The organism is Alteromonas portus, assembly GCF_005117025.1.
Taxonomy (GTDB): Bacteria; Pseudomonadota; Gammaproteobacteria; order Enterobacterales; family Alteromonadaceae; genus Alteromonas; species Alteromonas portus.
This window is the reverse complement of sequence record NZ_SWCO01000006.1, coordinates 1-15,077: the sequence shown is the minus strand read 5'-3', so window position 1 is coordinate 15,077 and position 15,077 is coordinate 1. Positions and strand designations below refer to the sequence as shown.

Annotated in this window: 10 protein-coding genes and 2 tRNA genes; 3 read left to right on the top strand and 9 right to left on the bottom strand. The window is 43.6% G+C overall.

What is annotated here, in order from left to right:
* Positions 1-62 precede the first annotated feature (62 nt).
* From E5672_RS11260 to olsF, 3 genes are all read left to right on the top strand, one after another.
* Positions 63-968, top strand: coding sequence for a LysR family transcriptional regulator (locus tag E5672_RS11260; RefSeq protein ID WP_136782291.1), 906 nt, complete (start codon positions 63-65; stop codon positions 966-968).
* A 103-nt stretch (positions 969-1,071) separates the two neighbouring features.
* On the top strand, positions 1,072-1,869 hold the full coding sequence (locus E5672_RS11255) for a UDP-2,3-diacylglucosamine diphosphatase (RefSeq protein ID WP_136782290.1): 798 nt from the start codon (positions 1,072-1,074) through the stop codon (positions 1,867-1,869).
* 249 nt (positions 1,870-2,118) lie between these two features.
* A complete protein-coding gene (olsF, locus tag E5672_RS11250) occupies positions 2,119-3,837 on the top strand; it encodes a bifunctional ornithine lipid synthase OlsF (protein ID WP_136782350.1) in 1,719 nt (572 codons plus the stop codon).
* 105 nt (positions 3,838-3,942) lie between these two features.
* Here the strand turns inward: olsF and dapE are convergent, their stop codons facing one another.
* From dapE to E5672_RS11205, 9 genes are all read right to left on the bottom strand, one after another.
* Positions 3,943-5,115 (bottom strand): succinyl-diaminopimelate desuccinylase, encoded by a 1,173-nt coding sequence (gene dapE / locus E5672_RS11245; RefSeq protein WP_136782289.1) that lies wholly within the window; start codon positions 5,113-5,115, stop codon positions 3,943-3,945.
* 535 nt (positions 5,116-5,650) lie between these two features.
* Complete coding sequence (locus E5672_RS11240) at positions 5,651-7,543, bottom strand: SurA N-terminal domain-containing protein (protein WP_136782288.1); 1,893 nt, start codon at positions 7,541-7,543, stop codon at positions 5,651-5,653.
* 313 nt (positions 7,544-7,856) lie between these two features.
* Entirely contained in the window at positions 7,857-8,129 is a 273-nt protein-coding gene (hupB, locus tag E5672_RS11235; RefSeq protein WP_044057587.1) for a nucleoid-associated protein HU-beta, read from the bottom strand.
* 320 nt (positions 8,130-8,449) lie between these two features.
* Positions 8,450-10,801: an endopeptidase La gene (lon, locus tag E5672_RS11230; protein ID WP_136782287.1), complete on the bottom strand. Its 2,352-nt coding sequence runs from the start codon at positions 10,799-10,801 to the stop codon at positions 8,450-8,452.
* 336 nt (positions 10,802-11,137) lie between these two features.
* Positions 11,138-12,412, bottom strand: a complete 1,275-nt coding sequence (gene clpX, locus E5672_RS11225; protein ID WP_014950146.1) for an ATP-dependent protease ATP-binding subunit ClpX — start codon at positions 12,410-12,412, stop codon at positions 11,138-11,140.
* 75 nt (positions 12,413-12,487) lie between these two features.
* Positions 12,488-13,117 (bottom strand): ATP-dependent Clp endopeptidase proteolytic subunit ClpP, encoded by a 630-nt coding sequence (clpP, locus tag E5672_RS11220; protein WP_014950147.1) that lies wholly within the window; start codon positions 13,115-13,117, stop codon positions 12,488-12,490.
* 98 nt (positions 13,118-13,215) lie between these two features.
* Complete coding sequence (gene tig, locus E5672_RS11215; RefSeq protein ID WP_136782286.1) at positions 13,216-14,520, bottom strand: trigger factor; 1,305 nt, start codon at positions 14,518-14,520, stop codon at positions 13,216-13,218.
* Positions 14,521-14,868: 348 nt separating this feature from the next.
* Positions 14,869-14,945: transfer RNA gene (locus E5672_RS11210), tRNA-Pro, on the bottom strand.
* A gap of 42 nt (positions 14,946-14,987) precedes the next feature.
* A tRNA-Leu gene (locus E5672_RS11205) sits at positions 14,988-15,072 on the bottom strand.
* Positions 15,073-15,077 lie beyond the last annotated feature (5 nt).

The window sequence follows — 15,077 nt, the reverse complement described above, 5'->3', positions numbered from 1 at the left end:
CCAGTGTACCCTGTTTAACAATAAATAAAAATGATGCCTTATTATGGAAACCCATAAATAATATGCATGGAAAATTAGACCTAAATTTATTTGTTGTGCTACGCGCGGTCTACGAGCACGGCAGCATTACAAAAGCCGCCAACGCACTGCATATTACTCAGCCTGCAGTGAGTCATGCCTTAGGTCGCCTGCGAGAGAAATTTGATGACCCGCTGTTTATTCGTCATGGGCGACAAGTCGTGCCTACCCCATTTTGCCAAGGCATTATTACATCGGTTGTGAAATCAATAGAAACCCTTGAAAGCACGTTAAAAGGCGAAGTGAGCTTTGATATAAGTGATAAACCTCGTCAGATGAACCTTGGTTTACGAGATATTTTAGAATCTATATTTTTTCCGGTACTTATTCCTGAGCTTGTTAAACATACTCCTAATATCACGGTGAATAGCAGGCAGGTTACCTGGCCCGAGCTTGCTCCCGCACTAGCCGCTAAAGAGCTTGATATCGTAATTGACGCGTTAGTTCCAACCAGCCGTGACATTTGCTCTCAGTTTATCTGCGAAGAAACGTTTGTCGTGGTATGCGCGCCTAGCAATAGCTACGTAGAAAGCCCCAGTATTAAAAACTACTCAGTTGCACAGCATGCGCTTGTGTCTTTAAAAGACTCAAAATTAGATACAGTAGATCTAGCCCTTGCTCAGCACAATTTACATCGCAACATCGCATTGCAGTGTGAACACTACTTTGCCGCTGTTAACGTGGTTAGCCAATGCGATCTTTTGCTGACCATGCCAACGCGATTCGCCCAACAATTCAGTAATAAATTCGATATCGAAATTCTGCCCCTTCCATTTGACGTCCCCCCACTCCCCGTGCACATGTACTGGCACAGACACGCTGATGAGGATTTAGTGAATGTATGGATGCGGGATAAGCTTTTAGAAGTGGCGAATAAGTTGGAGTTATAGCGCGTATTTATGTTGCTGTAACACAATGGTCAAGCAAGCGTCACGGTAGTGTCAATTTGCAAACCTATAGTGATGGTCCAAGGCATCGCTTTGGAAAACCGCTATGAAAAAGACACACTATCGTACGCTTTGGCTTTCAGATATCCATTTGGGAAATCGCGACTGCAAAGCTGAATACTTACTTTCCTTTCTGGATAGCATAACCGTAGATACCCTCTATTTGGTGGGTGATATTGTTGATATGTGGCAAATGTCCAAACAATTTCGCTGGCCAAAGGCGCACAATCAAGTCATGCATAAATTCATGCAAATGAGTCAGGAAGGCACCCGTGTGGTGTACCTGCCCGGAAACCACGATGAGCCAATTCAGTCTTATTCTGGTATGGCCTTCGGTGATATAGAAATAGAGCGAGAGTTGGTTCACACCACCGCACAAGGGAAGCGTTATTTAGTCTTACATGGCGATCAGTTCGATGGCGATGTGACTATGGGCAAATTCCATGCATGGATTGGCGATAAAGGTTACGACCTTTTGCTTTTTCTAAATAGAGAGTTTAATCGCCTACGCGCCTGGCGCAAGCGCGAATACTGGTCACTTGCAGGCTATATTAAAAAGCACATTAAGGGTGCGAATGAAGCCATTGCTCGTTATCGAGAGGCATGCTGTAGGCGCGCCGATGAAATGGGACTTGATGGTGTAGTGTGTGGCCATATTCACCATCCTGAAAGCAGTTTTGAAAACGGTATTCACTATATTAACGATGGTGACTGGATAGAGAACTGCAGTGCATTGAGTGAAGACATGAACGGTAATCTCTCACTAATCCATTACCTTGATTCACTAGAGTCTGCTAGCGTAACGTCTATAACGACCAAAACCTCTCGCTCTAAAGCAGCATAATAGAATTGCACAAAAAGGGGCTATAACAGCCCCTGACCTCTTCTATTTAGCAACAGACAAGTTTATTTCAATCCCATCTGTAAAGACGATGCCCCATCGAACCTGCTGTACATCGAACCTGCTGCACATCGAAGCCAACAGACCTTAGTTACAATATTTTAACACTGTCAAATAACTGCCATGAAACTGTGTGAAAAACGTCACATTGCCCTGCTATTGTTCGCCAAAACCGGAAGAGAAACAGGTTCTATGTTTACTGTAAACGACGTACTGAACAAGCATTACCCTCAAGTAGCGAACAACCCCATTCTATTTAAGTCGCTGTCTTTCGTTTTAAGGCACCTACTCCATGAACGTGAAATTACCGAATTTGGTGAAACCTATCCACACTATGAGGACATCGATTTCGTAGAGCAAGTACTGGAATATTTCAATATCAGCTACTCCACCCGCGATGTAGAAAAAGAACGTATTCCAAGTGAAGGGAGAGTGGTGATCATTGCGAATCACCCTATTGGATCACTCGATGCTCTTGCGCTTATAAAGCTAGTTAGTGAAGTACGTCACGACTTAAAGGTGGTTGCTAATGAAATGCTTATGGCCATTGAACCGCTTCACGATATGCTGTTACCTGTAAACAACATGCAGGGAGGCACGCCGAAACAGCATTTGTCGGCAATTCAAAAACACCTTAACAGCGATGGCGCCATATTAATTTTCCCCGCTGGAGAAGTCTCTCGATTACGGCCACAAGGTGTGCGCGACACACGTTGGCACACTGGTTTTTTACGCATTGCAAGGCAGGCAAAGTCGCCAATTTTACCCGTCTATATTGATGCTAAAAATAGCCCGCTTTTTTACGGCGTGTCCATGGTATACAAACCATTGGCTACCGCACTGCTGGTAAAAGAAATGTTCAAGCAGCGCAAAAAGCACTTACCAATGCGCATTGGTGAACTTATCCCATTTGAGGCATACCAACAAACCAATATACCGCTAAAAGAACAAGTAAAGCTGTTTAAGCGCCACTTGTATCGCATTGGCAGCAACAAAAAAGGCGTATTTGAAACACAGGCTTCCATTGCCATGCCAGAAGACAGAAAAGAACTGGCCCGCGCTATGCGAGATTGCGAACATTTAGGTGAAACTGGCGACGGAAAGTCTATTTACCTTTACCAACACAAAAGCTGCTCACCGATAATGCGAGAGATTGGCCGCCTGCGTGAGGTGGCGTTTCGAGCTGTGGGCGAAGGCACTAATAAACGTAGAGACATCGATCAGTACGATTCCCACTATTATCACCTTGTGCTTTGGGATGACAACGATTTGGAAATTGTAGGCGCCTATCGCTTTGGCGATGCTGAACTTCTGACAGCGCAAGATCATCCTACCGGGCTCTACTCTGCCACGTTATTTAATTACGGAAAGAACAACGATAAACTTTTCAAGGAAGGCTTAGAGTTGGGGCGAAGCTTTGTACAGCCTCGCTACTGGGGAAAACGCAGCTTAGATTATTTGTGGTTTGGTATTGGGGCATTTTTAAGCCGCTATCCAAAGTATCGCTATCTTTTCGGTGCGGTGTCACTCAGTAACGCCTATCCTGAACCCGCTAAAGATTTATTGGTACAATTCTATTCTACCTATTTTCCTGCCAAGTTTGGCGAAGCGACTTGTAAGCGTCCTTATCAAATGACGAACGATGCCCTGCATCAGTTTACAGGGAATGATTACAAGGCTGAATTCACGCAGTTGAAGCACTTACTCGCTAACATGGGCGTAAACGTACCAACACTGTACAAGCAATACTCTGAAGTAGCTAAAGACGGCGGGGTGGCGTTTTTAGGTTTTAATGTAGACCCAGATTTTAACGACTGTATTGATGGTTTAGTAGTGGTTGATATGCAAACGCTTACCGAGAAAAAGCGTAAGCGCTACCTAACCGACATTCAGCTTAAAGCCACAGCCTAAGCAAGAGGGAGCGTCTGATAAACGCTCCTTTCTTCAACGCTAGTGCTTTCCATTCTTCTTTTTTCTAATTTGCTTCTTTCCGAAAAAAGGGAATATCAGAAGTTATTATCGACCGCCAACACATTTAAGAATATCGGTATAGATATCTTCAAGGGTAAGCAAGTCAGACACATGAATATGCTCGTTTATTTGATGAATGGTGGTATTTGGCACACCTACTTCAACCACTTGTGTGTGCTCACTTGCAAAAAAGCGCCCATCTGAAGTACCACCAGATGTGCTGACCACAGGATAACGACCTGTGGCGCCTTTTATCGCCTTTTCTACACAAGCAATTAAGCAGTGCTCTGCATTGCTCTTGGGTTTGCTTAAGTAAGCTTCACAGGGTCTTGAAAAGCTCACTTGGGCTTCTGGATCAACGCTATTGATAATACTGCGTAGCAATGTTGATAAACCTTTCTGGTCAAACTGCCATGAATATCTAACATTAAACTCTACACGAACGGCACTGGGCACTATGTTATCGGTGAAGCTTCCCGTATCCATGTGTGTTATTTGAAGCGTGGTGCCAGGAAAGTCATCACTCCCCTTATCAAACGGGTGCTGTGTTAACGCGTTAATCACGTTACTTGCTTTATGAATAGCATTCACCGCTGTCTTTGGGTAGGCCACATGGCCTTGCTTTCCTGTAATATGAATAGTGCCTGAAAGTGAGCCCCTGCGGCCAATCTTGATAGTATCGCCGGTTGTTGCAGATGCAGAAGGTTCACCTACTAGGCACATATCAAGCTTAATATTTTTAGATGCTAAATATTCAGCTATCCATTTAGAGCCCCACTCAGCTTCCCCTTCTTCATCACTGGTGATTAGCCACCAGAAAGAAACTTTACTGCCATCTAGAAAATCAATGGTGCGCTCTGTTGCCGCGAGCATGGCAGCGATACCTGTTTTCATATCAGCAGCACCACGTCCATATAGTTTATTTTGGCTAATTACAGGGCTAAATGGCGGTGACTTCCACTTATCAAGTGGGCCTGGGGGCACAACATCAGTATGGCCGCTAAATGCAAAATGATTCGGGCCCTGCCCCCATCTAGCGACGAGGTTACTCACACCATTAATTGTGTGATTTTCACAGGAAAAACCAAGTTTTTCGAGCTTGTACATCAGGTAACTTTGGCAACCCGCGTCCTTTGGGGTAATCGACGCTCTTGCCATTAGCACTTCGGCAAAATGAATACTGCGAGCTGGCGCTATAGTTAAAGGATGGATTGACATGCGTAAAAAACCTTTATGAAATATGGGTCTATTACACAAATGTAAAGTGACACGCTAATAACAGATTTACGACAATGCCATTACAGCAGGTTAAGTAGCTTGAAACTTATAATGCAAAAGGGTGGCGGCGAGGAAGGCAACAATGGTTGCTATAGCAACTGGGACTGGCTCGTTAAGATTTGTCTAAATCAACACGCGTTGTCATAACTAGAACATAACTTACATAAAGGCATTGCTGTGTTAAAAATCATTGTTTTAATACCTCTTATTTTGTCACTACTCTGGTTTGGCTATTTACAAGCCAATAAATATACTCTGGAACAAGGCAAACAAGGGTTTCTTTACATATTCGTGTTGTCTGGTGTCATTGCGGCATTTTATACACTGATGCTGTTCTTAACGAACTAACGCACTTCAAACAAACATCTAATCACTTTGTTGTATAAAAAAAAGCCAGCATCTATGAAAGAGGCTGGCTTTTTAGTATTTAATGGTGTCACTGCTAGTCGCAACGACAGCTTTTTTGCAGTAGTGCTTATAATGTTTGTGAGATAGTCACTTCTGCGTTTGCGCGAAGCGCATCAATATATTGTTGATAAACGCGCTGGCCTTGTACCTGGGCAAGACGCTGCTTCAGGCTTTCACCCAATTCATTTTCAAGCTCTGGTGCTGCATTAACGTTTTCAAGCATAACAACAGCAACGTCACCGTTTACCGTTGTTGCAACATCAACTTTGTCTTCGCCTTCAAGGGCAAGAGAGAAAAGCGTGTCAACTAATGCGCGTGCAAGTGTACCGCCTGCTCTTGGAACAGCAGCTGCCGTTTCCCAAGTCACAGACTTTTCAGCTAGCTCATTTTCAACGCTCTCTCCGGCACGTACTTTTTGTGCGATATCAAACGCCCAAGCTTCAGCCGCCTCTCTTGATTTTTCTGCTTTTACAGACGCTTCGATGCCTTCGCGCACTTCATCAAGTGATTGAGTACGTTGTGGTTGGTGTTCAACTACTCGTGCAACAACTACTGTTTCGTCGTCAATTTCGATGATATCGCTATTAAGACCTTCATCAACAAGCTCAGAAGAGAAAGCAACGTCTAGTAGACCTGGGTAGCTTAGCTCAGCAGGTGCCGTGTTACGACTAAATAGCACTGACTCCTGCACTGGTAAATCAACCGCGTTCGCTGCATCTTCTAGTGTATCTGGTACTTCAAACGCAATCTCGGCTAGCGTATTTTGTAGCTCGAAGTACTTCTCCATCGCTGCGTCATAAAGAAGCGTATCGCGAATTTCACCGGCTACTTCATCGAAAGACTTAACTTGTGCTTCTTTTAAATCTGTTAACTTGATGATGTGAAAACCAAACTCGGTTTCAACTACGTCAGATACATCGCCAACATTTTCTAAAGCAAAAGCAGCTTCATCAAACGCTGGGTCCATCATTTCTGGCGTAATAAAATCTAAATCACCACCGATTTCAGCAGAGAATGTGTCGTCAGAATTTGCTTCTGCAAGGGCAGCAAAGTCTGCACCGTTATCGAGTTCTGCTTTTAATGATTCTGCTTTTGCTTTTGCAGCATCGGCATCATCGCCAGCTTCGATAAGAATATGAGAAACACGGCGCTCTTCTTCTTTACCGTAGCTTCCCAGATTATTTTCGTAGTAAGTGCGCACCGCTTCTTCATCAACAGAAACGCGACCTTTTAAGTCTTCAACACTTAGTTTCACATAGGCAAGCTTTACCTGCTCTTCAGTATCGAAAGAGGCAATGTTGTTATTATAAAAAGCTTCAACATCCGCTTCTGTTACTTCAGTAGAACCAGCAAATTCGTCAGAGCTTACTAATATGTATTTCGCATCGCGAGTTTGACGCTGTAGTGCATTTGCCTGCTGTACTTCACCGTCTAAAGCAAACGATGAATTTGTTAGTGCAGCCGCCAATTGGTTCTGTGTCATTTGAACACGAAGGTAGTCACGGAAGTCGGCCACCTGAAAACCGTTCTGACGAAGAATGGCCTGGAAACGCTCGTTGTCGAACTGACCACCAAACTGGAACTCAGGCATTTGTACGATAGTCTCGCGAATTTGCTCGTCACTTACACGCAAACCCATGTCCGTCGCTTGTTGCTGAATTAGTTTTTCAGCAATCAGTCTGTCCAGTACATTTCTTCTAAAATCTGCAAGATATTGTTCACTAGAGAAAAGCTGCGCGATGCTTTCGCCGTATTGTGACTCCATTTGTGCACGCTGATTTTGGTATGCACGTTCTAGTTCTTGTGCCGAAATTTCTTCGCCGTTTACAGTAGCTACTGCTGTAGTACCTGACGATGTTAGGTAACTACCTACACCTGCGAATACGAAACTTAAAACGATTAGCGCAATAATCGCCATCGCCCAAGGGCCTTGAGAACCTTCTCTGATTCTTTCTAGCATGATTGTTCTTCAACTCCGTTGCTTACTACAGTTACCTCAGACCATCACAAATCAGTGGGTGCGAGGTAAAATAAGCGCTGATTATAACCCAATGCTGCCGAATATAAACGACCAAAACACACTATTTGTACTGTCTTTCGTTAAGTTCAGACATTGTGTAGGCATGAAAAAAACTCGGCATGCCTCAACGGGTTATTTCTACTCTATAAATATTGGGGTCAGAGTCGTTACTCTGACCCCAATATTGAATTCTTTGTTTTAGAAATAAAAAAGGCGATGGACTAGCCATCGCCTTTTTCTATAATTTTTTTGCTTAGTTACAAGCGTCTTTCAGTGCTTTACCAGCTTTGAAAGATGGAACTTTCGCTGCTGAAATCTGAATAGTCTCACCAGTTTGTGGGTTACGGCCACTGCGAGCTGAACGTTCGCGAACTGAGAAAGTACCAAAGCCTACTAGTGCAACTTGGTCGCCTTCTTTAAGCGCCGCAGTTACTGAGTCAGTGAATGCGTCAAGAGCGCGGCCAGCAGCTGCTTTAGAAATGTCTGCACCAGCAGCGATTTGGTCGATAAGTTGAGACTTGTTCACAATTAGATCCCCTTCGATTGTTATTATACTGTTTATCCAAAACGATTTTGCTTGGACGTTATAGCAAGCTTGATCGTTAACATCAAGCTTCAGTCACAAATAATTAACTTTTTAAATGAATCGCTGCAATCCCTTTTGTGGCAAGGCTTCAAGCGAATACCACTTAAAGGTAACACAACTTTTGCGACATGAAAGCCCTATTTTAAAAAAAATGGGCTTTTCTTTCGCTTAATGCGCATTTTTTAATCAATTATTGCAAATTTATAGAAAAAATGTGGCTGTACGCCTTTAAAATAAAGGGATACAGCCTAGCCATTCAGTTATTTTTTAACCACTTCAAAGCTTTCAACAGGCTCTTGAAGAGCAATATCAAGCACTTCATCAATCCATTTTACTGGGTGAATTGATAAATCTTTCTTCACGTTATCTGGAATTTCTTCCAAATCACGTTCGTTTTCTTTAGGAATAACCACGGTTTTTATGCCACCACGGTGTGCAGCAAGAAGCTTTTCTTTTAGCCCACCAATCGCTAGCACTTCACCGCGAAGAGTGATTTCGCCCGTCATGGCTACATCACACTTCACAGGGTTACCAGTTAGTGACGATACCAAAGCTGTACACATGGCAATACCAGCACTCGGACCATCTTTCGGCGTAGCGCCTTCAGGTACGTGTACGTGAATGTCACGTTTCTCATAGAAATCGTCATTAATACGAAGTTTCTCTGCACGACTTCTCACCACTGTCATTGCGGCCTTGATAGACTCTTGCATGACATCGCCCAAAGAACCTGTAGAGGTCATTTTACCTTTGCCAGGAACAGACGTAGTCTCAATGGTTAGTAAGTCACCGCCCACTTGTGTCCACGCTAAGCCAGTAACTTGACCAATTTGGTTGTCCTTGTCGGCTTTACCGTAATCAAAGCGCTGAACGCCAAGATAATCTTTAAGGTTATCCTGCGTTACAACTACCTTGTCTTTGCTTTTCTTAAGCAAGATATCTTTCACGGCTTTACGGCATACCTTCGATACTTCACGCTCTAAGCTACGCACCCCGGCTTCGCGGGTATAGTATCGAATCATACCAATTACGGCAGAATCGGTAATTTCCAGTTCTTTCGCTTTAAGACCATTGCGCTCCATTTGCTTACTAATTAAGTGGTTTTTCGCAATATTAAGTTTTTCATCTTCTGTGTAACCAGAGAGACGAATTACTTCCATACGGTCAAGTAACGGACCTGGGATATTCATGCTGTTTGAAGTAGCAACAAACATTACGTCTGACAGGTCATAGTCCACTTCTAGGTAGTGGTCACTGAAGCTGTTGTTTTGTTCTGGGTCTAGCACTTCTAAGAGGGCTGACGCAGGGTCGCCTCGCATGTCTGATGACATCTTATCGATTTCATCAAGTAGGAACAGCGGGTTTTTAACCCCTACTTTTGCCATTTTTTGCACTAGCTTACCTGGCAATGAACCAATGTAAGTACGACGGTGACCGCGGATTTCAGCTTCGTCACGCACGCCGCCTAGCGCCATACGCACATATTTGCGCCCTGTTGCTTTAGCGATCGACTGACCTAATGAGGTTTTACCCACACCTGGAGGACCAACAAGACACAGAATAGGGCCTTTTAGCTTTTTAACACGTTGTTGAACCGCTAAATACTCAAGAATGCGCTCTTTTACCTTCTCAAGGCCGTAGTGGTCTTCATTAAGCACGCCTTCTGCACGAGAAAGGTCTTTCTTAACCGGCGAGCGCTTGTTCCAAGGCACGTTAGTAAGCCACTCAATGTAGCTTCGAAGCACGGTAGCTTCGGCTGACATTGGTGACATCATCTTGAGCTTTTGAAGTTCAGCTTTCGCTTTATCTTCAGCCTCTTTAGGCATTTTAGCGTCAGTTATTTTTTTAGACAGCGCCTCAAACTCATCAGGTGCGTCGTCTAGTTCACCCAATTCTTTTTGAATGGCTTTCATTTGCTCATTCAAATAATATTCGCGCTGGCTCTTTTCCATCTGCTTTTTAACGCGGGTACGAATTTTCTTTTCGACCTGCAGCAAATCAATTTCGCCTTCCATTAGTGCCATCAGATATTCAAGACGCTCGTTTACGCCCTGCATCTCTAGCACTTTTTGCTTTTCTGTTAGCTTAAGTGGCATATGGGCAGCCATGGTGTCTGCCAAGCGGGCCGCGTCTTCAATACCATTAAGTGACGTCAGCACTTCTGGTGGAATTTTTTTATTTAACTTTACGTAGCCTTCGAATTGGGAAACGGCAGAGCGAATAAGCACTTCTTGCTCGCTTTCATCAATGTCTTCGTCAGTTAATTTATCGACGTTTGCCACAAAGAAAGGATCTGATTGCTTATAGCTCTCAATTTCGCCACGTACACTCCCCTCTACCAGCACCTTTACCGTACCGTCGGGTAGCTTAAGAAGTTGAAGAATTGTAGCAATAGTACCTACGGTGTAGATATCGTCTGATTCAGGCTCATCAACACCTGCGTCTTTTTGTGCTACTAGAAAAATTTGTTTGTCATTATCCATCGCCGCTTCAAGGCAACGAATTGATTTCTCACGCCCAACAAATAGGGGTATGACCATATGCGGGTAAACAACCACGTCCCGCAAGGCAAGCACAGGAATTTCAATGCGATTTTCACGCTCAACTGTCATACTTGTTCTCAATTAGTTTGAAATGTCATTTTTATATGGGGATGCAAGAGCAAAGTTCAATCGAAACTTATTAAAGTGCGTTAATTCCTTAACCTTACCTTCCCTGCTCTAGGGCCTATTGACCTTAATATAACCATTATCGATTTTGCATCGAATGGCAACAGTAAACTCAAAAATCTAGTAGAAAGGATAGCGTGTAATCCGTCAACTGCTTAAATATCATCCGCTTTAAGATAAACGCATAGCCGAGCAGGTAAGATAAGATGAAAGAATATTAATGTTTTAACGCTAAAAACAAAAAAGGCCGCGAAGGGCCTTTTACTCACAGTCTAAAGTTTATTCAGAGGCTGCTTTCTTTTCGTTGCTGTCGTAAATCAAAATAGGCTTTGATTCACCGCGAATTACTGTTTCATCAATAACCACTTTGCTTACGTCTTCCATTGAAGGAAGGTCGTACATGGTATCAAGCAGAACAGCTTCAACAATTGAACGCAAACCACGAGCACCTGTTTTGCGATCCATTGCCTTTTTAGCAATAGCATTAAGTGCATCGTCGCGGAACTCTAGTTCTACATCTTCCATCGAGAACAATGCACCATATTGCTTGGTGATTGCATTCTTAGGCTCGCGTAGAATTTGAATTAACGCTTCTTCATTCAACTCTTCAAGGCTTGTTACTACCGGTAGACGTCCAATGAACTCTGGAATCAAACCATATTTCACTAAGTCTTCAGGCTCAACTTGCTTGAATAGCTCGCTAATTTGCTTGCTGTTATCTTTCGACTTAACCGTGGCACCAAATCCAATACCCGTGTCTTTTTGTGCGCGTTGCTCAATGACTTTGTCAAGACCAGCGAACGCACCACCACAAATGAACAATATCTTGGACGTGTCAACCTGCAGGAATTCCTGCTGTGGGTGCTTACGCCCACCTTGCGGAGGAACAGACGCAACCGTACCTTCAATCAACTTAAGCAGTGCTTGCTGAACACCTTCACCCGATACATCACGAGTGATTGATGGGTTGTCTGATTTGCGAGAAATCTTATCGATTTCGTCTATGTAAACAATACCGCGCTGCGCTTTCTCAACGTCATAATCACACTTCTGCAGTAGTTTTTGAATGATGTTTTCAACATCTTCACCTACATAACCCGCTTCTGTTAGCGTGGTTGCGTCAGCCATGGTAAATGGAACATCGAGTAGACGCGCTAGGGTTTCAGCTAGCAGTGTTTTACCGCTGCCGGTAGGCCCTATTAGCAAAATATTACTTTTGCCGAGTTCTACGCCTTCGTGAACATCGCCATTACGCAAACGCTTGTAGTGGTTATAAACCGCTACTGACAATACCTTCTTTGCATGTTCTTGCCCGATAACGTAATCGTCTAGGTGAGCATGAATTTCACTTGGTTTAGGTAAAGCGTCCTGCTTTTGCTTAGGCGCGATTTCCTTAATTTCTTCGCGAATGATATCGTTACATAACTCAACACACTCGTCGCAAATGAATACCGACGGGCCTGCTATTAACTTTCTTACTTCGTGTTGGCTTTTGCCACAAAACGAACAGTACAGTAGCTTGTTATCACCGTCACCGCTTTGCTTATCACTCATTACTTTTGCCTCTGCCTTACCCGAGCCGAAAACCAAAAACGTGCTGTGCACTGGCTCGGGTCATCTATAACTATACTACTTAGTTGCGGCTACGTCAGATCGATTTGCTAAAACTTGGTCAACAAGGCCATATTCTTTCGCCTCAGTTGCACTCAAGAAGTTATCTCGGTCTGTGTCTCGCGCGACTTTTTCATAGTCTTGACCGGTATGGTCTGCCATTAGGCGATTCAACTTCTCTTTAATAGACAGGATTTCTTTCGCATGTATTTCAAAATCAGATGCCTGACCTTGGAAACCACCAAGCGGTTGGTGAATCATTACGCGCGAATTAGGTAGACAATAACGCTTACCTTTAGCTCCTGCAGAGAGTAGAAATGCACCCATGCTTGCAGCTTGTCCCATACATACAGTGCTCACGTCAGGCTTAATAAACTTCATTGTGTCGTAAATCGCCATACCAGCAGTAACAGAACCACCGGGAGAGTTAATATATAGGAAAATATCTTTTTCTGGATTTTCAGCTTCTAAGAACAACATTTGAGCAACGATGAGGTTGGCCATGTGATCTTCAACTTGTCCTACTAAGAAAATTACGTTTTCTTTCAATAGGCGAGAATAGATGTCGTAAGAGCGTTCACCTTTAGAGGTTTGCTCAACAACCATAGGAACAAGTGCATTCATTGGGTCAAACGGGGTATTAGTCATAGCTACCTTGATTATCTAGCGTTAAAAACAAAAATGCTCGGAAGGCTCCGAGCATTTAAGCAGTTGCTGACAAGTAATGTCAATCAGACAGTAAAAAATTACGCCTGTTTGTTCATAACCTCGTCAAAAGCTTTAGTTACTTCTGTAACTTTTGCTTGCTCAAGAACCCACTCAATAGCTTGTTCTTCTAGTGCAACGTTTTGCATTTGCTGCATAAGCTCTTGGTTGTTGTTGTAGTAATCAACAACTTCCTGCGGATCTTCATACGCTGAAGCAGCAGTTTCGATCATCTCATTAACTTTAGCTTCATCAGCTTTAAGTTCATTTTGCTTGATCACTTCACCTAGAAGAAGGCCAATAGATACGCGACGTTTGGCGTTATCAGTGAATAATTCAGCAGGTAGGTCTGGAAGGTTCTGACCGCCGCCTTGTTGGCTAAAACGTTGCTTTGCTTGCTCGCGAAGTGCGTTTACTTCTTGATCGATAAGCGCTTGAGGAATATCAATCTCGTTAGCTTCAACTAGTTTAGCGATTACTTCTTCTTTTACCTGAGCTTTAAGCGTTTGGTTTAGTTCACGCTGCATGTTCTTGCGAACTTCTGCTTTAAGCGCGTCTACACCGCCTTCTTCAACACCAAATAGCTTAGCAAACTCTTCGTCAACTTTTGGAAGATCTAGACCTTCTACTTTCTTAACTGTAGTTTGGAAAACTGCATCTTTACCTTTTAGGTTTTCAGCGTGGTAGTCTTCAGGGAAGGTTACTTCGATAGTGACTTCTTCACCCGCTTTCGCGCCTACAAGCGGCTTCTCGAAACCAGGGATCATGCGCTCTTTGCCTAGCTCAAGTGCGAAGTCTTCTGCTTTACCGCCTTCAAACTCTTCACCGTCGATAGAACCAACGAAGTCGATGATAACTTTGTCGTCTTTCTTCGCTTTACGCTTAACTTCTTTCCAAGTTGCGTGCTGCTTTTGAAGCGTTTCCATCATGTTATCAAGATCTTTGTCAGTAATTTCAACTACTGGCTTTTCGATTTCGATATCGCTAACACCTTTCACTTCTACTTCTGGGTATACTTCGAAAGATGCTGTGAATTCTAGGTCCTGACCATCTTCGTCTTTAGTCAGTTCAAACTTCGGCATACCAGCAGGCTGAATTTTTTCTTGAATCACTGCTTGGTAGAAGTTTTGCTGCATAACATCGCCAGCAACTTCTTGGCGAACAGCTTGGCCGAAACGCTTTTTGATTACGTTTACAGGAACTTTACCTGGACGGAAGCCGTTGATGCGTTGTGTTTTCGCCAATTGCTGTAGACGTGACTTAACTGCTGAATCAACCGTGTCAGCTGGAACGGTGATAGTAAGACGGCGTTCTAAACCCTGGGTCGTCTCGACTGAAACTTGCATTATGTTACCTCAACTATACGCCTCTACAGGCGTTTTGTTCTCAATCCCCTCTCCCGTCATGCAGTATTTGCATATCACTCCGGGGTAGAGGTCGTTATTCGACGTTTATAACATCAAAGTTAGGACACGAATTTGTGCCAAAAAACCAACCTGAAACAAACGTACTGGTTAAAAAAAGACGCGGTAGTATACAGCCGCATACCACAAGAGTCGAGAGGCAAACACAAGTTTGTAACAACCATTTGAACGCATTTTGACCAAATAATGAAACTGTTGGCTCAAATGAGGGAAAAGACGAGTTTTTGATGGATTTATCGAACAAAGAAAAGCAAGTAGGAAAAGAGATAATGGTCGGTGAGACAGGATTTGAACCTGCGACCCCTTGTACCCAAAACAAGTGCGCTACCAAGCTGCGCCACTCACCGACATAGATATCTTTTTGAAAAGCCCCGTGAGAGCTTTAAATATGGTGCGGAAGGAGAGACTTGAACTCTCACGCCGTGAAGCACTGGAACCTAAATCCAGCGTGTCTACCAATTCCACCACTTCCGCAAAAA

Coding starts and splice junctions, on each gene's coding strand:
- dapE (WP_136782289.1), bottom strand. CDS start 5,115: ATGTCAATCCATCCTTTAACTATAGCGCCAGCTCGCAGTATTCATTTT.
- olsF (WP_136782350.1), top strand. CDS start 2,119: ATGTTTACTGTAAACGACGTACTGAACAAGCATTACCCTCAAGTAGCG.
- tig (WP_136782286.1), bottom strand. CDS start 14,520: ATGCAAGTTTCAGTCGAGACGACCCAGGGTTTAGAACGCCGTCTTACT.
- lon (WP_136782287.1), bottom strand. CDS start 10,801: ATGACAGTTGAGCGTGAAAATCGCATTGAAATTCCTGTGCTTGCCTTG.
- E5672_RS11255 (WP_136782290.1), top strand. CDS start 1,072: ATGAAAAAGACACACTATCGTACGCTTTGGCTTTCAGATATCCATTTG.
- E5672_RS11260 (WP_136782291.1), top strand. CDS start 63: ATGCATGGAAAATTAGACCTAAATTTATTTGTTGTGCTACGCGCGGTC.
- clpX (WP_014950146.1), bottom strand. CDS start 12,412: ATGAGTGATAAGCAAAGCGGTGACGGTGATAACAAGCTACTGTACTGT.
- clpP (WP_014950147.1), bottom strand. CDS start 13,117: ATGACTAATACCCCGTTTGACCCAATGAATGCACTTGTTCCTATGGTT.
- E5672_RS11240 (WP_136782288.1), bottom strand. CDS start 7,543: ATGCTAGAAAGAATCAGAGAAGGTTCTCAAGGCCCTTGGGCGATGGCG.